The 17594-nt window shown below is 60.3% G+C and carries 15 protein-coding genes; 9 read left to right on the plus strand and 6 right to left on the minus strand.

Features of this window, described 5'->3' with window-relative positions:
- The first annotated feature begins 9 nt into the window (after positions 1 to 9).
- The 5 genes from pepN (at position 10) to PSH94_RS11180 (ending at position 5710) form a co-directional block, all read left to right on the plus strand.
- On the plus strand, positions 10 to 2667 hold the full coding sequence (pepN, locus tag PSH94_RS11160) for an aminopeptidase N (protein WP_305437498.1): 2658 nt from the start codon (positions 10 to 12) through the stop codon (positions 2665 to 2667).
- 152 nt (positions 2668 to 2819) lie between these two features.
- A complete protein-coding gene (locus PSH94_RS11165) occupies positions 2820 to 3536 on the plus strand; it encodes a YafY family protein (RefSeq protein WP_305437499.1) in 717 nt (238 codons plus the stop codon).
- A 51-nt stretch (positions 3537 to 3587) separates the two neighbouring features.
- Positions 3588 to 3923 (plus strand): nuclear transport factor 2 family protein, encoded by a 336-nt coding sequence (locus PSH94_RS11170; protein WP_305437501.1) that lies wholly within the window; start codon positions 3588 to 3590, stop codon positions 3921 to 3923.
- A gap of 15 nt (positions 3924 to 3938) precedes the next feature.
- Positions 3939 to 5042, plus strand: a complete 1104-nt coding sequence (gene zapE / locus PSH94_RS11175; protein ID WP_305437502.1) for a cell division protein ZapE — start codon at positions 3939 to 3941, stop codon at positions 5040 to 5042.
- 173 nt (positions 5043 to 5215) lie between these two features.
- Positions 5216 to 5710 carry a GNAT family N-acetyltransferase gene (locus tag PSH94_RS11180; protein ID WP_253506975.1) on the plus strand — a complete coding sequence of 165 codons (495 nt, stop codon included), beginning with the start codon at positions 5216 to 5218 and terminating at the stop codon, positions 5708 to 5710.
- A 97-nt stretch (positions 5711 to 5807) separates the two neighbouring features.
- Here the strand turns inward: PSH94_RS11180 and PSH94_RS11185 are convergent, their stop codons facing one another.
- The 4 genes from PSH94_RS11185 to PSH94_RS11200 form a co-directional block, all read right to left on the minus strand.
- Positions 5808 to 6029: a hypothetical protein gene (locus PSH94_RS11185; protein ID WP_181077237.1), complete on the minus strand. Its 222-nt coding sequence runs from the start codon at positions 6027 to 6029 to the stop codon at positions 5808 to 5810.
- 141 nt (positions 6030 to 6170) lie between these two features.
- Positions 6171 to 8399, minus strand: coding sequence for a TonB-dependent siderophore receptor (locus tag PSH94_RS11190; RefSeq protein WP_266249022.1), 2229 nt, complete (start codon positions 8397 to 8399; stop codon positions 6171 to 6173).
- Between the two features lie 114 nt (positions 8400 to 8513).
- Positions 8514 to 10271, minus strand: coding sequence for a phosphoethanolamine transferase CptA (locus tag PSH94_RS11195; protein ID WP_181077239.1), 1758 nt, complete (start codon positions 10269 to 10271; stop codon positions 8514 to 8516).
- Positions 10272 to 10435: 164 nt separating this feature from the next.
- The gene (locus PSH94_RS11200) at positions 10436 to 10600 is read right to left on the minus strand and encodes a DUF6026 family protein (RefSeq protein WP_181077240.1); all 165 of its coding nucleotides are present in this window, start codon (positions 10598 to 10600) and stop codon (positions 10436 to 10438) included.
- A gap of 286 nt (positions 10601 to 10886) precedes the next feature.
- On the opposite strand from PSH94_RS11200, the gene gnd reads away from it, so the two are divergent.
- Genes gnd through PSH94_RS11215 form a run of 3 tightly spaced genes read left to right on the plus strand, consistent with a single transcriptional unit; the run spans position 10887 to position 14220 of the window.
- Positions 10887 to 11870: a phosphogluconate dehydrogenase (NAD(+)-dependent, decarboxylating) gene (gnd, locus tag PSH94_RS11205; protein WP_181077242.1), complete on the plus strand. Its 984-nt coding sequence runs from the start codon at positions 10887 to 10889 to the stop codon at positions 11868 to 11870.
- Complete coding sequence (gene zwf / locus PSH94_RS11210) at positions 11867 to 13390, plus strand: glucose-6-phosphate dehydrogenase (RefSeq protein ID WP_285428313.1); 1524 nt, start codon at positions 11867 to 11869, stop codon at positions 13388 to 13390. Before gnd ends, zwf begins: the two co-directional genes overlap by 4 nt.
- Positions 13387 to 14220, plus strand: a complete 834-nt coding sequence (locus tag PSH94_RS11215; RefSeq protein ID WP_181077246.1) for an HAD family hydrolase — start codon at positions 13387 to 13389, stop codon at positions 14218 to 14220. Before zwf ends, PSH94_RS11215 begins: the two co-directional genes overlap by 4 nt.
- Before the next feature lie 57 nt (positions 14221 to 14277).
- Here PSH94_RS11215 and PSH94_RS11220 read toward each other — a convergent pair whose 3' ends face one another.
- Positions 14278 to 14538 carry a hypothetical protein gene (locus PSH94_RS11220; RefSeq protein WP_253506986.1) on the minus strand — a complete coding sequence of 87 codons (261 nt, stop codon included), beginning with the start codon at positions 14536 to 14538 and terminating at the stop codon, positions 14278 to 14280.
- Positions 14539 to 14881: 343 nt separating this feature from the next.
- On the opposite strand from PSH94_RS11220, the gene PSH94_RS11225 reads away from it, so the two are divergent.
- Positions 14882 to 16204, plus strand: a complete 1323-nt coding sequence (locus tag PSH94_RS11225; RefSeq protein ID WP_305437505.1) for a sigma-54 dependent transcriptional regulator — start codon at positions 14882 to 14884, stop codon at positions 16202 to 16204.
- 73 nt (positions 16205 to 16277) lie between these two features.
- On the opposite strand, the gene PSH94_RS11230 is transcribed toward PSH94_RS11225, so the two are convergent.
- The gene (locus PSH94_RS11230) at positions 16278 to 17582 is read right to left on the minus strand and encodes a hypothetical protein (protein WP_253506990.1); all 1305 of its coding nucleotides are present in this window, start codon (positions 17580 to 17582) and stop codon (positions 16278 to 16280) included.
- Between the last annotated feature and the right edge of the window lie 12 nt (positions 17583 to 17594).

Here is a 17594-nt window from a genome sequence, read left to right on the forward strand (position 1 = left end):
ATGCCCACCATGCGCACCGAACAACCGAAGATGATTTACCTGAAGGACTATCAGGCGCCGGACTACCTGATCGACGAGACGCACCTGACCTTCGAGTTGTTCGAGGACCACAGTCTGGCCCACGCGCAGCTGGTGATGCGCCGCAACCCCGAGCGTGGCGCCGGCCTGCCGCCGCTGGTGCTGGATGGCCAGCAACTGGAGCTGCTGAGCGTCAATCTGGGTGACAAGGAACTGACCGAGGCCGACTATCAGCTGACGGACAGCCACTTGACCCTGCAGCCGACCCGTGAAACGTTCACCGTCGACACCAGCGTGCGCATCCACCCGGAAACCAACACCGCGCTGGAAGGCCTGTACAAATCCGGCGGTATGTTCTGCACCCAGTGCGAAGCCGAGGGCTTTCGCAAGATCACCTACTACCTTGACCGCCCGGATGTGATGAGCAGGTTCACCACCACGGTCATCGCTGAGCAGCACAGCTACCCGGTGCTGCTCTCCAACGGCAACCCGATCGCCAGCGGCCCTGGTGAAGACGGCCGCCACTGGGCGACCTGGGAAGACCCGTTCAAGAAGCCCGCGTACCTTTTCGCCCTGGTGGCCGGTGACCTGTGGTGCGTCGAAGACAGCTTCACCACCATGACCGGGCGGGAAGTGGCGCTGCGCATCTACGTCGAGCCGGAAAACATCGACAAGTGCCAACACGCCATGACCAGCCTGAAAAAATCCATGCGCTGGGACGAAGAAACCTACGGCCGCGAGTACGACCTCGACATCTTCATGATCGTGGCGGTCAACGATTTCAACATGGGCGCCATGGAGAACAAAGGCCTCAATATCTTCAATTCCAGCGCCGTGCTGGCCCGCGCCGAAACCGCCACCGACGCCGCGCACCAGCGGGTCGAGGCGATTGTCGCCCACGAATACTTTCACAACTGGTCGGGCAACCGCGTGACCTGCCGCGACTGGTTCCAGCTGTCGCTCAAGGAAGGCTTTACCGTGTTCCGTGACTCGGGCTTTTCCGCCGATATGAACTCGGCGACGGTCAAGCGTATCCAGGACGTGGCCTACCTGCGTACCCATCAGTTCGCCGAAGACGCCGGCCCCATGGCTCACGCGGTGCGCCCGGACGGCTTTATCGAGATCTCCAACTTCTACACCTTGACCGTGTACGAAAAGGGCTCGGAAGTGGTCGGCATGATCCACACCTTGCTCGGCGCCGAAGGTTTCCGTAAGGGCAGCGACCTATACTTCGAACGTCATGACGGCCAGGCCGTGACCTGCGACGATTTCATCAAGGCCATGGAAGACGCCAATAACGTGGACCTCAGCCAGTTCAAGCGCTGGTACAGCCAGGCCGGCACGCCGCGTCTGGCGGTGAGTGAGTCCTACGATGCCGCCGCCAAAACCTACAGCCTGACCTTCCGCCAGAGCTGCCCACCCACCCCGGACAAGATGGAAAAGCTGCCATTCGTGATCCCGGTGGCGTTGGGCCTGCTGGACGGCAACGGCGCCGACCTCCCGCTGCGCCTGGCAGGTGAGGCCGCCGCCGCCGGCACCTCTCGCGTGCTGTCGGTGACGCAGGCCGAACAGACCTTCACCTTCGTCGATATCGCCGAGCAGCCATTGCCGTCGCTGCTGCGTGGTTTCTCGGCACCGGTGAAGCTGAGCTTCCCCTACAGCCGCGATCAGCTGATGTTCCTGATGCAGCACGACAGCGACGGCTTCAACCGTTGGGATGCCGGCCAGCAACTCTCGGTGCAGGTATTGCAGGAACTGATCGGGCAGCATCAGGCCGGTCAGCCGCTGCAGTTGGATCAGCGTCTGATCGACGCGCTGCGCACGGTGCTGATGGACGAAACCCTGGACCAGGCCATGGTCGCAGAAATGCTCTCGTTGCCCAGCGAAGCCTACCTCACGGAAATCAGCGAAGTGGCCGATGTGGACGCCATTCACGCGGCCCGCGAATTTGCACGCAAGCTACTGGCCGATCATGTGTTCGAAACCCTGTGGCTGCGTTACCAGGCCAATCGCGAACTGTCGCGGCAAACGCCTTATGTGGCGTCGGCCGAGCACTTTGCACGACGCGCCTTGCAGAACATCGCGTTGTCCTACCTGATGCTCAGTGGCAAATCCGAAGTGCTGGCGGCCACCCTGGAGCAGTTCGAGGCGTGTGACAACATGACCGAACGCCTGACAGCGCTGGCAGTGCTGGTCAATTCTCCGTTCGAAGCGGAAAAAGCCCAGGCGTTGGCGGTGTTCGCCGAGAACTTCAAGGACAACCCGCTGGTCATGGACCAGTGGTTCAGCGTGCAGGCGGGCAGCACCCAGCCAGGCGGGCTGGCCCGGGTCAAAGCGTTGATGGAACACCCGGCGTTCACTCTCAAGAACCCGAACAAGGTGCGGGCGCTGATCGGCGCCTTTGCCGGGCAGAACCTGATCAACTTCCACGCGGCGGACGGTTCGGGTTATCGCTTCCTGGCGGACCTGGTGATCCAGTTGAACGGCTTTAACCCCCAGATCGCCTCGCGCCAACTGGCGCCACTGACTCGCTGGCGTAAATACGACAGCGCGCGCCAGGCGCTGATGAAGGCCGAACTGGAGCGCATCCTTGCGTCCGGCGGTCTGTCCAGCGATGTGTTCGAGGTGGTCAGCAAGAGTCTGGCGTAAGGGCGGGGTGAGTTGCCGCTTCGCGCCGCGCTGCGAAGCAGCCCTATCAAAAACACCCACCGACCCAGAAAAACCGCAGCCATTTGCTCCTGACATGTTCTGTCAGGAGTAAATGCTAAGCTGCGGCTTCCTTCCCCGCCTGAGTCATCAACGTGTCGCGCACCACTCGTTTATTGACCTTATTGCAGGCCCTGCGTGGCCGAAAGCGCCCGGTGACGGCTGCCGTGCTGGCTGCGCAGCTGGAGGTGTCCGAGCGCACGTTGTACCGCGACATCGCTGAGTTGACCGCGCTGGGTGCCCCCATCTTCGGCGAAGCCGGGGTAGGGTATGTGTTGCGCAGCGGCCTGTTCCTCCCGCCACTGATGCTCAATGCCGAGGAAACCGAGGCGATCGTATTGGGGTTGCGTTATGTGGATCAGCGCGGCGACGACGTGCTCAGCCGCGCCGCCGCCAACGCACTGGCGAAGATCGCCGATGTGCTGGACCCGGCCGCCCAGGAAGCCTTACGCAACCCGACCGTACTGCCGGGACCGCCGGGTTTCGGCTATCCGGAAAACCGTGTGCCGTTGAATGTGTTTCGCGAAGCGATACGCGGCCAGGCCAAGTTGCACATTGATTATGCGGACGCCAGCCAAACCCAAAGCCACCGCCTGATCTGGCCACTGGCCCTGGGCTTTCTGAATGAGGTACGGGTGATTGTCGCGTGGTGTGAACTGCGCGGCGCCTATCGCACCTTTCGCACTGACCGCGTGGCCAGCGCCGAGGCCCGTGGCAAACGCTATCCAGGGCGTCGCAGCGACTGGCTGCGGGCCTGGCGCAAGCAGATGGAAAGTAATGAGAGCGGCCAGTTCACTCCTGACAAAAACTGACACAACCACGGCTTAACATGGCCTGCAAAATTGACCAAAAGGAGTTGTGCCATGTCCATTCCCGAGTTGGCCCCGGCCATCGCCGCCTATCTTGAGGCCGCCAATACCCGCGACACCTCGACCGTTGCCCAATGGTTTGCCGAAGATGCCAATGTGTTCGATGACGGCGGGCACCTTGTCGGCACGGCTGCCATTGCGCGCTGGATGCAAGACACGGCGCACCGCTATCAGCCAAGGGTCGAGGTGCTCAATGTGCAACATCGCACCGGCAAGATACTGGTGCGCAACGTGGTGTCGGGTAATTTCCCAGGCAGCCCGTTGGAGCTGCGCTACACCTTTCGCCTGAACGAGCAGGGTAAGATTTCACGCTTGGACATTTCCGTGTAGGTCATACTGGCGGGCATGACTTTCGACTCGCCGCTCGCGGCCTACCAGCACGCCATCCACCAACAGGGTTTTGTTACCGACGTCGCTCAGCGCCGCGCGGTCGAGGCCCTGCAAGCGTGTCATCAGGCTCTGCATCAGGGCCGCTCATCCCTCAGCGGCGTTTACCTGTGGGGCCCGGTGGGGCGTGGTAAAACCTGGTTAATGGACCAGTTCCATCAAAGCCTGCGCGTACCCGCGCGCCGCCAGCACTTTCATCATTTCATGGGATGGGTGCACCAGCGTTTGTTCCAGTTGAGCGGTACGCCGGATCCGCTGCAGGCATTGGCGCGGGAGTTGAGCCGGGAAGTGCGGGTGCTGTGCTTCGATGAGTTGTTCGTCAGTGACATCGGCGACGCGATAATCCTCGGCCGGTTGTTTCAGGTCATGTTTGAGCAGGGCGTGGTCATGGTCTGCACCTCCAACCAGCCACCCGATCAGTTGTATGCCGATGGCTTCAATCGTGAACGCCTGCTGCCGGGCATTGCGGCGCTCAAGCGGCATATGCAGGTGGTGGCGGTGGACGGCAGTGAGGATCACCGTTTGCACCCCGGCGTTGCCCAGCAGCGCTATTGGGTCAACCAGCCCGAGGTACTCGCCGAGGTATTCGAACGATTGGCCGAAGGGCAGGCGCTGACTCGCGGGCCGCTCGATGTGGGGCATCGCAGTATCGCCACCGTACAGGCCAGCGAACACGTGCTCTGGTGCCGCTATGTCGACCTGTGCGAGCAACCCTTGGCGGCGATGGATTTTATGCTGTTGTGCGATCGCTTCGAGGCGATTCTGCTCGGCGAGGTACCTGAGTTGAGTGCGCAACGACGGCCGGGCCGGATTGCCCGTGGTACCGAAGACGCGGCCCAGCGCGTTCTGGCCGGTGACCGCGAACTGCCTGCTTTGTCGGTGCACGACGACAGCGTGCGCCGCTTTATCGCCTTGGTGGACGAATGTTATGACCGCAAGGTGCCGTTGTACCTCGAGGCCCGAGTACCGCTGGAGCGCCTGTATACCGAGGGCTACCTGGAGTTTCCGTTCCGTCGCACCCTGAGCCGTTTACAGGAAATGCAGCTGCGGCGTTTCGGCTGATATCCGTAGGACCCGTCCGTGACGACCCGCCATCGACGGCTTTATGCCCATGAAGCCTTTGCGCTTTCACGCAGGTATTTGTAGTTAATCTCCTTCATCTCCCGCCGACTCCATGCTTACAATCGTGCCCTCAAAGGGAGCTGATTCCCTAGTTGTTGCTATCGAGGACGGAAATGGACACCCCTGACATCCTGGTGCTGCAAGCCAGCTATACCAACGCCGTGCATGCCGAGGCGATTGCCCTGGCACTTAACCATTACGCCGAAGGCCCCATGGGTGGCGGGCACAGCCTGCCACGCGATCTGTTGGAGCAGCTGCCGGCGGAGCTGGCCAAACGGCCGCATGCGTTCAGTGTGCTGGCGTTTGTCGGCGGTGAGCCTGCGGGGCTGGTCAATTGTTTTGAAGGTTTTTCCACCTTCGCATGCCGGCCGTTGGTCAATGTCCATGACGTGGTGGTGATGGAGGGGTTTCGAGGGCTGGGATTGAGTCAGAAAATGCTGCAGAAGGTCGAGGAAATCGCCAGGCAGCGCGGGTGCTGCAAAATCACCCTGGAAGTTCTTGAAGGTAACGACGTGGCGCAATCGGCTTACCGCAAGTTCGGCTTTGAGGCAGGCATGTTCGACCCGGCCCATGGCCGCATGCTGTTCTGGAATAAATCGCTTAATTAAATTCCGGCAAAAAAAGGCGCCAATGCATGGCGCCAAAGTTCACTGTTGCCAAAGGAGCGTAATGGCAGAGCGTGTTGCGGATTAACTAAGGATTAAATCAACTCTTGGGTTGTTGCTCGGTGGTGGATTGTTCCACCGTTGCTTTTTTGAAGTCTTTGCCATCGGCGGACGCGGTTTGTTGGGTAGCGCCGTGAGCCTGCTGCTGAATGAAGGTGAAGTTGTCATAGAACGCCTTGGAACGCTCGGAGCCGCCTTCTGCGAAGGCGGCGGCGGAGGTCAGCGTCATCAGGCCGGCAAATATCAGGGTGGAGCATTTCATCGTGGTTTTCCCATTAACAGTAATCGGTATCCGGTCATGTCATGATCAGATTCATGGGGCGACTATGCCGGTAACTTATTAAGTGGGAATTAACGTAGAGCGGGCCGGAAGTTAATCTTCCCTTAACTTAGGCTTCCTGGTTTAAAGCGTCCAATCCAATGCCAGCGTGACCGCGCGCGGATCTCCCCAATAAACACCGTTATAGAAGCCGACACGCTCGTAATATTTTTTATCAAATAGATTGTTGATATTCAGCGAAGCCGAAAGATGGTCGTCGACCTGGTAGCGCGACATCAGGTTGACCACTGTGTAAGCCTGCTGGGTCATTTTGGCGCGGGTGGTGATCAGCTTTCCGTCGGCATCGCGTTCGCCCGTTGGCCGGTTGCCGAAATCATAGAAATCGCTTTGCCAATTCACTGCTCCACCGACGGTGAGTTGACGCCACGCGCCGGGTAACCGGTAGGCGCTGGAGAGCTTCAGCAGGTTCAGCGGCTGCCCGGTATTGTTGCGTTTGCTCGCGCCGTTCACCGAGTGGGTGTAGGTGTACCCGGCTGTAAGGTTCCAGTCCGGCATGATTTCACCGGCCACCTCCAGTTCGAAGCCGTTGACTTTGTTGCCCTTGCCGCCGGACGTGTAGTACTCCTCGCCGGTGACCGGGTTCGGTGCCACCGAATAGTCGCGTTCGGCAACGTTATCCTGGGTGCTCCAGAAATACGCAGCCGCCAGGTTCACGCGCTCGTTGAGCAGGCTGCCCTTGAGGCCGACTTCATAGTTACTGCCCACCACCGGTTCCAGGTACTTCTTGTTGGCATCGCGCAGGCTCTGGGGCTTGAAGATATCGGTGTAGCTCGCGTACACCGTGTACTGCGGCGTGAGGTCATAGAGCAGCCCGGCGTAGGGCGTCCACATATCGTTGTGGGTCTGGCGTGTCTTGTCGTTGGCCGTCAGCTGATCGTTGGCATCGTAGGTCGGCAACGCGCTTTCCAGCTCCCAACTGCCGTAGCGGCTGCCCAGCACAGCGTGCAGGCGGTCGGTGAGGCTCAGGCGTGTGGCCAGGTAGCCGGCTTTTTGCTTCTTGCTGCTGTGTTCGCCCTTGAGGTCGGTGACGGTGTCGCTGAACTTGGGAATGCCACCCATGTATTTCCAATCGTCGATGGTGTAGTAACTCGCGTCCAGGCTGCTGCGCATAAATGGCGAAACGTCCCGTTGCGCCGCCTCGCCGTAGCCCATCATCAGCGCATGTTCGCGCCCCAGCAACGCATAACTGCCGGCCAGATTGAGGTCAACGGCTTCCATTCTCGAGGTGCCGCGCATATGGCTGGCCCAGGCGGTCATGCCGCTGCGGTCGTCGTTGGGAAAACCGGCGCCGCCGTAGTAGACCTTGCCATCCGTGTCGCTTTGTCGGTGGGTGTAGGCAGCCTTCAGGTGCCAGTCACCCGCCAGGCGATGATCCAGGGTCGCGAAAGTGGTTTTGTCGGTCAGTGGCCAGGAGCTCCAATGCGCCGCCATGTTGGTCGAGCGCGGCAGCCTGGCCTTGTCGCCCCGGCTGTTCCAGTAGGGCACGGTGCCCCAGGAGGTGCCTTGCACCTGTTTGTCCTGGTAATCAAACCCCACGGCCAATACGGTATCGTCCGACAGGTCACCCTCCAGAACGCCGTAGCCGACCGAGCGCTGCAGCGCATAGTTGTCCCGGAACGACTGACTGTCGCGGTAGGCCAGCACCGTGCGCCCGCGCAGCCGGCCGTCGAATGCCAGCGGGCCGCCGACGTCCAGGTAACTGTAGTAATTGTCATGACTGGCACCGCTGACGCCGGTTTTCGCCTGCCAATCGGCTGTAGGGCGCTTGCGCACCATGTTCACGGTGGCCGAAGGATCGCCGGCTCCGGTGGTCAGGCCCGTCGCACCGCGCACCACTTCGATACGGTCGTAGATGATGGTGTCGGCGTCGGACTTCATGAAGCCGAACGTATTGAGCATCCCGTCGATCTGGAAATTGTTGATGCCATAGCCACGGGAAGAATACGACACGCGATCGGAGTCGTTGTGCTGCACGTTGATCCCGGTGGTCTGGCGCAGCACATCGGTCAGGGTATTGAGGTTGAAGTCGTCCATCTGCTGGCGGGTGATCACCGAGATCGACTGTGGGGTTTCCTTGACGGACAGGTTCAAGCGCGTGGCGGTACTCATGGAGCCCGTGGTGTACGCCCCGGTGTGCTCGGTGGTGGCGCCCAGGCCGTCGGCGCTGATGCGGGTGGCGGTCAGCTGCAGTGGCGCGTGGCTGTCATCGGTTTCGGCGAACGACCCGGGGCTCAGCGTTACGCTGAAGAGGCCGAGCGTGAGGGACATGGAACGGGTGAGGGGCGCGATCATCGCGGCAGTCTCCTTGTCGTCTTTGCGGCCTCTTCGGTAGGGAAAGGCCATTGCTCAAAGACGAAAGGAGCTGTCGAACTTTAGGTCTAAACGAGAATGATTGTTATCTTTTTGTTACGGTGCTGTCTTTTCCTGGAGCACTACATCCGTGGCCACCGGCTTTTTCGGCTTGATCAGGCTGAAGTCGATCAACGGCTTCTGCTGGCGCTGATACGGGTCGCCAATCAGCAGTGGACGTGGGGTGAAGCTGTCGCTCACCAGGCTCTTGCTGCGGTCCAGTTCTTTGGCGCTCAACCCGGCCAGGTCGGCCCAGGTGTGGATCAGCTGTGAGCTGCTGTAGGGCCGCTGCAGGTCGCCGGCAAAATCCCAGGTATGGCTTTCGCGCCATTTCGGCGACGCGTAGGCCATGAATGGAATGGTGTACATCGGCGCGGTGGGCTTGCCCTCGTTACGGCCCAACGTGCTGTGGCCCGCCGAGTCGAACACGTCTTCGCCGTGGTCCGACAGGTACAGCAGGAAGCCATTGGGGTCGGTCTTGGCGTAGTCCTTGATCAGGCTGGACACCACGAAGTCGTTGTACAGCACCGCATTGTCGTAGCTGTTGTAGGTCGGCAACTGGTCGTCGCTGACGCCGGCGGGTACGCCTTGGCGGTCGGTGAACTTGTCGAAGCTCGGCGGGTAGCGGTACTGGTAGCTCATGTGCGTGCCCAGCAGGTGCACCACAATGAACTTGCGTTCGGCCGGATCGGCGAGTGCCTTGGAAAACGGCGCCAGGACGTCACCGTCATACTGGCGGGCGTTCTGGTTGCGATTGTTGTTGAGGTACACCTGCTCGTCGGCCTGTTCGGAAAAGGTCGTCAGCATGGTGTTGCGCTTGGTCATGGTCTGCTGGTTGGTGATCCAATAGGTCTTGTAACCCGCCTGTTTCATCACGCTGACGATCGACGGGGTCTTGAGGTACAGGTCGGGGTTCTCTTCGTCGGCGAAGGTCAGTACCTGCTGCAGCGCCTCAATGGTGTAGGGGCGGGGGGTGATGACGTTGTCGAACACGGCCAATTGATCGCGCAGTTTGTCCAGTTCCGGCGTAGTAGCGCGCGGGTAGCCGTAAAGGCTCATGCGCTGGCGGTTGGTCGATTCGCCGATCACCAGTACCAGGGTCGAAGGCTGGCCGGCGCCGGCATCCTTGAGGTTGGTCAGGGGCGGGATCTGGCTGGCGCTGTGGAGCATGCCCTGCATGTTGTCCAACTGCTCGGTGTAGCGGCGGTAGGCGACGATCATCTGCCAGGGCACGGCGGGCTCGATACGGGTCTCGAAGCGGTCGATGCCCTCTGCCAGCGTCTCGCTGCGGGCGATCTGCTTGACCAGCGGGTAGCCGATAACGGCCACCAGGATCGCGGTCGCCGCCACCAGCGCCTGGGCACGGGGCAGGTAGACCGGGCGAATCCGGCTCCAGAGGAAGATCGCCACGGCGGTGTGGGCGATAAAGGCCAGCACGATCCACCAGGCGAAGTATTGGGTCAGGTATTCACCGGCTTCGGAGATGTTCGACTCGAACATGATGAAGATGACGCTCTGGGAAAATTCCTGCTGGTAGACAAAGAAATATCCCAGGCTGGCCATGGAGCAGGCCCACAGCACCACGCCGATCACGGCGGCCATTACCCGGGTCTGGCGTGGAAACACCAGCACGGGCGCGAGCCACAGTGCACTCATGAAGAAGGCTTGACGAAAACCGCTGAAACCGGAGGTGCCGCTGAGTTGTATCAGCAGTTGGGTAATACCGGAGAAGTACCAGAAAAACACAAACAGCCAGCCAAGACCGGCCCAATCGAAACCTTTCGCAGACTTTGTGCTGCGTTTGAACATTGCCATCCGGCGCTCCAACCCAAGAATTTTCCAGTCGACGCACAGGGCTGCACGCACAACGCAGGCCACTTTCGGTATCCGGTGGCCTTTGGGGGCGGGAGTATCGGGAACGACGTGTGAAAACTTTGTGAGATTTTTGTAGCCTTTATCTTACAAAGCAATGACCGGTCTCAGCAGAGTGCGGGCTGTGCGCCGGCTTGCTGATCCAGTTGGGCTTGAATGATGTGGGAGCGCAGGCGCATGACTTCCTGCTGCAACTGCTCGCGCTCGTCCTGCAACTGGCGCAATTCATCGCGACGAATAGTGACGTAGAGGGTCTGTGGAGGACGGGTCATCTGTACAGTGCTCATTGCTTACCTCGCAAATAGCCGGTGTGTCGCGGTGTGCCAGAACGCTTGAGTCGAGGTTCTCGGCATCAGTCGGAAGCAATTCTGAATTCTTTTTCACATCAATGGAACTTTTTTATTTTTGGTGGTCGTGTGACTTTTACCGGGGTGATGGTGAAACGATGGCATCTTTTTTAGCATGAAACTACAGGAATCCGCTCTGGACTAACCCTCATTAGCCTCATTGCGCTATAAACTATGTCACACATTTTTTAGCAGTTAGGAGCATCAGCACATGCAACTGGGGATTATCGGACTAGGCCGCATGGGCGGGAATATTGCACGGCGCCTGATGCTCAATGGGCATACCACCGTTGTTTACGACCGTAACGAAGCCTTTGTCAAAGGCTTGAGCGAAGAGGGCGCCACCGGCGTTGCCGACCTGAAGGCCCTGGTGGCCGGGTTGCAGAAACCGCGTGCTGTCTGGGTGATGTTGCCGGCAGGCGACCCCACCGAAAACACCATCAATGAACTCAGTGAGCTGCTGGAAGACGGTGACGTGATCATCGACGGCGGCAACACCAACTATAAGGATGACGTACGTCGCGCCAAGGCGCTGTCGGAAAAAGGCCTGCACTATGTTGACGTGGGCACATCCGGCGGTGTCTGGGGCCTGGAACGCGGTTATTGCATGATGATCGGTGGCGACACCGAAACCGTGCAGCGCCTCGACCCGATTTTCGCCAGCCTGGCGCCGGGCCTGGGCAATATCCCGCGCACCAGGGACCGTTCCGCCGCCGCTGATCCGCGTGCCGAGCACGGCTACATCCATGCAGGCCCGGCCGGCTCCGGGCATTTCGTCAAGATGATCCATAACGGTATCGAATACGGGATGATGCAGGCGTTCGCCGAGGGGTTCGACATTCTCAAGACCAAGAACTCGGAAAACCTGCCGCAGGACCAGCGCTTCGACCTGAATGTTGCCGATATCGCCGAAGTCTGGCGCCGTGGCAGCGTGGTGTCTTCGTGGCTGCTGGACCTGACCGCCGATGCACTGGCCACCGACCCGAAACTCGACGGTTATTCCGGCTCCGTGGCCGACAGTGGCGAAGGCCGCTGGACCATCGAGGCCGCCATGGAACAGGCCGTGCCGGTGCCGGTGCTGTCCACCTCGCTGTTCGCCCGTTTCCGCTCGCGCCAGCAGAGCACCTACGGTGACAAGATGCTGTCGGCGATGCGCTTCGGCTTCGGTGGTCACGTGGAGACTTCCAAAAAATGACGGCTAACGGCAAAAAACTGAAGGCCGAACCCGCTCCACCCACCACCTTGTTTCTGTTTGGCGCCCATGGCGACCTGGTCAAGCGTCTGCTCATGCCGGCGCTGTACAACCTCAGTCGCGATGGCCTGCTGGGCGACGGCTTGCGCATCGTCGGCGTTGATCACAACGCCATCAGCGATGTGGACTTCGCCAAGAAACTCGAAGACTTCATCCGCACCGAGGCGGCGAGCAAGGTCAAGGGCAATGTCGACAATGCCCTCGACCCGCAGCTGTGGGCGCAGTTGGCCAAGGGTATCAGCTACGTTGAGGGCGACTTTCTCGACGACAGTACCTACGCCGATATCGGCAGGAAAATCGCCGAGAGCGGTACCGGCAACGCGGTGTTCTACCTGGCCACCGCGCCGCGTTTCTTCAGTGAAGTGGTGCAGCGTCTGGGCAGCGCCGGGCTGTTGAGTGAAACCGACGACAGTTTCCGGCGCGTGGTGATCGAAAAACCCTTCGGGTCCGACCTCGCCACCGCCGAAGCGTTGAACGCCAGCCTGCTCAAGGTCATGAGCGAGAAGCAGATTTATCGCATCGATCATTACCTGGGCAAGGAGACGGTGCAGAACATTCTGATCAGCCGTTTCTCCAACGTGCTGTTCGAGGCGTTCTGGAACAACCACTACATCGATCACGTGCAAATCACCGCCGCCGAAACCGTCGGCGTGGAGACACGGGGCAACTTCTTCGAAAAAACCGGCACCTTGCGCGACATGGTGCCCAACCACCTGTTCCAGCTGTTGGCGATGGTGGCGATGGAACCGCCGGCGGCGTTCGGTGCCGACGCGGTGCGCGGGGAAAAGGCCAAAGTTATCGGTGCCGTGCGCCCCTGGTCGCTGGAAGACGCGCGCGCCAACTCCGTACGCGGGCAGTACACCGCCGGCGAAATCGGCGGCAAGGCATTGCCGGGGTATCGCGAAGAGGCCAATGTCGCACCAGACAGCAGCACCGAGACGTTCGTGGCGCTCAAGGTCATGATCGACAACTGGCGCTGGGTCGGCGTGCCGTTCTACCTGCGCACCGGCAAACGCATGAGCGTGCGCGATACCGAAATCGTGATCTGCTTCAAGCCGGCGCCCTACGCACAGTTTCGCGACACCGAGGTGGACGAAGTCAAGCCCACCTACCTGAAAATCCAGATCCAGCCCAATGAAGGCATGTGGTTCGACCTGTTGGCGAAAAAGCCCGGGCCGACCCTGGATATGGCCAACATTCAGCTGGGCTTTGCCTACAAGGACTTCTTCGAAATGCAGCCGTCGACCGGGTACGAAACCCTGATCTACGACTGCATGACGGGCGATCAGACCTTGTTCCAGCGTGCCGACAATATCGAGAACGGCTGGCGCGCGGTGCAGCCGTTCCTCGACGCATGGAAGGAAGACGATGGTATCCAGACCTACAAGGCCGGCGAAGATGGCCCGGCGGCGGCCGATACGCTGCTTGCCCGTGATGGCCGCACCTGGCACACACTCGGATGAGTGATGCCGCGATCCATCCCATCCGTTTTATCCTCAGCGACGTGGATGGCACGTTGCTGCATCCCGATCATCGCCTCAGCCAGCGTACGGTCGATGCGGTGCGTGCGCTGCGCGAGGCCGGCGTACTGTTCAGCCTGGCCAGCGGGCGCCCGCCAAAAGCCATGCGGCACCTGATCGAGACGTTCGGTATCGACGTTCCGGTGGCGGGTTTCAATGGCGGCACCTTGGTGCACCCGGACGGCAGCATCCTGGTGGCTCACCATTTGCCGGCGGAGGCGGCGCTGATCGCCCTGGCGCTGTTTTCGGCCGAGCCGGACGTGGAAGTGTGGATGTTTGCCGATGGCGATTGGCTGCGCCGTGGCGAGCCGGGCCCGATGGAACCGCGCGAAACCGCTGGGCTGGGCTATGGCCCGCAGGTCGTGGAAAGCTTTGAGCCGTACCTGGACCGTGTCGACAAGATCGTTGCCGCCAGCCTCAATACGCAGTTATTGGTGGAGCTGGAAGCGCGATTGCATCCCAAGGTCGAGGGGCTGGCCCAGGTATCGCGCTCACAGCCGGTGTATCTGGACGTGACGGCCATGCTGGCGAACAAGGGCGAGGCCTTGAAAACCTTGGCCGAACACCTGGGTGTGCCGCTGGAGCAGACGGCGGCAATTGGCGACGGCGGGAATGACCCGGCGATGTTTCACGTCGCCGGTTTGTCGATTGCCATGGGGCAGGCGGAAGAAACCGTCAAGCGCCAGGCCAATGTGGTAACCGGCAGTAATAGCCAAGAGGGCGCCGCAGAAGCATTCGAGCGATTTATCCTGCAAACGCACCCGCGGCCTTAAGTTCAACGGCGCAACTTGCGAGCATTGTTTGCAATGCTCGCAAGTGGGTGTCTGTTATTACTTTGGCATTGCCCAGGATTGCAAGCGGTAGCCGTTTTTATCCAACTCGGCACGAGCCTGCAACAGCAGGTTTTCCAATTGTGCAGGATCGGTATAGGCACTCGACGAAAGTTGCTTGCGGCCGATGTGGGTATTAGTGCGGTCGACGACGCTTAGGCTGAGGGCGCCGTTGCCATCGTGCCAGGCCACGCACTGAAAGGGCTGGAAGGCACGGTCTGCGATCAAAAGAGCTTCGTTGATGCGGAGCGGGGCGTTCATTGGGGTCTCTCTCTAAATGCCCGATCAGGTAGTGCCGTCGGTTGGGCGAGCCAGGCGGCGAGTTACTTGTACTGATGCACGATGGCGGGGTGCGGGTCACATGCTAGAGCAACAATTTTCAACTTTCTGTGATTGAGGTCATGTAAGCGGCTGTTTTAAAAGCGCATTGATTGTGTGCGCCGGTTTCAACTTTTTGTTTGTCGAAGCCAGAGGATGGCTTTTTGCCCCGACTTATAGCAAAACGATACAAGGCTCGCGTCAAGATCTTGCTAGGGTTAGCAGCAGTCGTTACAAACTGTTGTTTCTAAATAACTTTAACGATTTTTGACGCCAAGGATCAGTCATGGGTGTGCCTGCCGTTCAACGCCGTTTGCTCGTGGTCGACCCGTGCGATGACTGTCATGGGCTGCTGCCCGGTTTGCGCACGGCGGGGTGGGAGGTGGACAGCTGTGCGCTGGAAGGGGTAGGTGATCGCTCCTGCGATGTCGGCTTGCTGCGCTTGCAGCCTGAACACCTGAAGCGTCCTGAAGCGGTCAAGGAGCTGATCGGCCGCAGCGGCACTGAATGGATTGCCGTGCTCAGCCAGGATGTATTGCGTTTGCAGAACGTCGGCGATTTTGTCTGTGAGTGGTTTTTCGACTTCCATACCTTGCCCTTCGACGTCTCCCGCGTACAGGTCACCCTGGGGCGCGCGTTCGGTATGGCGCGCCTGCGCGGTAAAGGTCATACGCCGGTGGATGAGGGGCATGAACTGCTCGGAGACAGCCGACCCATTCGTGAGCTGCGCAAACTGTTATCCAAACTCGCGCCCACCGAGTCGCCCGTATTGATTCGTGGCGACAGCGGCACCGGCAAAGAGTTAGTGGCCAAGACCCTGCATCGCCAGTCTCAGCGTCATGCCAGGCCGTTCGTGGCGATCAACTGCGGTGCGATTGCGGAACACCTGATTCAATCCGAACTGTTCGGCCACGAAAAAGGCGCGTTCACCGGCGCCCACCAGCGCAAGATCGGGCGTATCGAGGCGGCCAACGGCGGCACGCTGTTCCTCGATGAAATCGGCGACTTGCCGATGGAACTGCAAGCCAACCTGCTGCGTTTTCTGCAGGAGAAGCATATCGAGCGCGTCGGCGGCAACCAGCCGATTCCGGTGGACGTGCGTGTGCTGGCCGCGACCCACGTCGATCTTGAGGCCGCCGTGACCAAGGGTGCGTTCCGCGAAGACTTGTACTACCGCCTCAATGTGCTGCAGGTGGTAACCGCGCCATTGCGTGAGCGCCACGGTGACGTGGCGATGCTGGCCAACCATTTTTCGCGTTTCTACAGCCAGGAAACCGGGCGGCGCCCGCGCAGTTTCAGCGAAGACGCCTTGGCGGCAATGGGGCAGCACCCTTGGCCGGGCAACGTGCGCGAGCTGGCCGACCGGGTACGTCGCGGGCTGGTACTCGCCGAAGGCCGGCAGATCGAAGCCGTTGATCTGGGTTTGCAGGGCGAGCAGGCAATCGCGCCACCCTTGGCTACACTCGAAGACTACAAGCACCGCGCCGAACGCCAGGCGTTGTGCGATGTGCTCAACCGTCACAGCGACAACCTGAGTGTCGCTGCCCGTGTGCTCGGTGTGTCCCGGCCCACGTTTTACCGGTTGCTGCACAAACACCAGATCCGCTAGGGCGGGTAAACCGAAAAGCCCCGCAACGACCCTTATCGTTGCGGGGCTTTTCCTTGTGTGCCGAACGCTGTGGTTAGAAGTAGTACGGGAATTTCAGGCTGAAGGTGAAATCCGGCGCATCGTCGGTCATGCCGATCGCCAGGTTCGGCACGATCGTCAGGTTATCCGACGCCGCAATCGTCATGCCCACGTTGAAATACCCGGCATTGGCATCGCTGGACACCACCGACTGCCAGTCGCCGCCGTTGGGCTTAAGCCGGCTTTTGCGCTGCACCAGATCGGACACCGAGAACGACATACTCATTTTCTCGTTCAGCGCGAACGCCACGCCCATGCCGACCTGGAAACTGTCGCCCAGGCTGACTTTGCCGCCGACCTTCTGGTTGACGTCGCTGCTGATGTCATCGAACGAGTCTTCGAAGTTATGGGTGTAGGACAGCGAGCCGAACAGCACGGCCGGGTCGAACGTCTTGACCAGGGAGATCCCCGGTGTGATCGACCACACCCCGTTGCCGGTGGGCAGGCTTTCGGGCACGAACAGGTTGTCGTTGCCGGCTGTTTGGATGAGCTTGATGCCAAACGGTTCTTTGCCCGTCGGCGCCTTGACGCGCAACGACACCACCGCATCCGGCAGGGTCGGGGTTTCGTCGAGGAACTTGTAGGCGACGCCGAAATTCACGTCGCCGATGGTCGGGTCACGGGTCACCGACGCTTCGGATGTCGCCGTACCGTTATTGCCGGCGCCTGCCGACTGGTACGTCGAGTCGCGGTACACCACCGGCACGTTCACGTCGAACTGCCAACGGTTGTCGACGTTGTAGCGCCCGGTCAGGTCCAGGGTCCAGTTGTCCGACTTGATCCGATCAAGGTTGATATTGCCGAGGAAGATCGAGTCCAGCGCCAGAAAGCCATTGAGGGTCAACTGGCGCGCGTCGTAGCGCGCGTAGGTGACGCCGGTTTCAAAGCTGAACTTGCCATTGCCGAAAAAGCCGCTGGCTTCGTTATACAGGTTGCTGACGCTTTGCGCAGGCGCTGAATCGTCCTTCAGGGACTGCCCATACGAACTGCCTCCGCCCGCACCGCCTGAAGCCGCCGCGGCACCCGTACCGGTACCGGCCACATTGGTGCCGCCTTTCTGGAAGTCGGCAGGGGATTTGGCCAGGCGTTTGGGGGCCGGCGTCGCCGGTTGATCCTCGACCTGACGCACGCGCTGTTCGAGCACGGCCAAGGCCTTTTGCTGCACTTCGTAACGTTGCTTGAGCTCCAGGAGTTCCTGTTTGAGGGTTTCGATATCGGCATCCGGCGCGGCATACAACACGGATGCGGGTAAGAGCGTACTTAGACAGACTACCGCGCGGAGCGATAACGATCGATGCATGAAATAAGCCGT

The organism is Pseudomonas sp. FP2254 (assembly GCF_030687695.1).
GTDB classification, from domain to species: domain Bacteria; phylum Pseudomonadota; class Gammaproteobacteria; order Pseudomonadales; family Pseudomonadaceae; genus Aquipseudomonas; species Aquipseudomonas quebecensis.

Excerpts from the sequence above, each read along its gene's own strand:
- PSH94_RS11170 (WP_305437501.1), top strand. The coding sequence starts at position 3,588 with ATGTCCATTCCCGAGTTGGCCCCGGCCATCGCCGCCTATCTTGAGGCC.
- PSH94_RS11225 (WP_305437505.1), top strand. The coding sequence starts at position 14,882 with ATGGGTGTGCCTGCCGTTCAACGCCGTTTGCTCGTGGTCGACCCGTGC.
- PSH94_RS11190 (WP_266249022.1), bottom strand. The coding sequence starts at position 8,399 with ATGATCGCGCCCCTCACCCGTTCCATGTCCCTCACGCTCGGCCTCTTC.
- PSH94_RS11180 (WP_253506975.1), top strand. The coding sequence starts at position 5,216 with ATGGACACCCCTGACATCCTGGTGCTGCAAGCCAGCTATACCAACGCC.
- PSH94_RS11230 (WP_253506990.1), bottom strand. The coding sequence starts at position 17,582 with ATGCATCGATCGTTATCGCTCCGCGCGGTAGTCTGTCTAAGTACGCTC.
- PSH94_RS11185 (WP_181077237.1), bottom strand. The coding sequence starts at position 6,029 with ATGAAATGCTCCACCCTGATATTTGCCGGCCTGATGACGCTGACCTCC.
- gnd (WP_181077242.1), top strand. The coding sequence starts at position 10,887 with ATGCAACTGGGGATTATCGGACTAGGCCGCATGGGCGGGAATATTGCA.
- PSH94_RS11200 (WP_181077240.1), bottom strand. The coding sequence starts at position 10,600 with ATGACCCGTCCTCCACAGACCCTCTACGTCACTATTCGTCGCGATGAA.
- PSH94_RS11195 (WP_181077239.1), bottom strand. The coding sequence starts at position 10,271 with ATGGCAATGTTCAAACGCAGCACAAAGTCTGCGAAAGGTTTCGATTGG.
- zwf (WP_285428313.1), top strand. The coding sequence starts at position 11,867 with ATGACGGCTAACGGCAAAAAACTGAAGGCCGAACCCGCTCCACCCACC.
- PSH94_RS11220 (WP_253506986.1), bottom strand. The coding sequence starts at position 14,538 with ATGAACGCCCCGCTCCGCATCAACGAAGCTCTTTTGATCGCAGACCGT.
- PSH94_RS11215 (WP_181077246.1), top strand. The coding sequence starts at position 13,387 with ATGAGTGATGCCGCGATCCATCCCATCCGTTTTATCCTCAGCGACGTG.
- pepN (WP_305437498.1), top strand. The coding sequence starts at position 10 with ATGCGCACCGAACAACCGAAGATGATTTACCTGAAGGACTATCAGGCG.
- zapE (WP_305437502.1), top strand. The coding sequence starts at position 3,939 with ATGACTTTCGACTCGCCGCTCGCGGCCTACCAGCACGCCATCCACCAA.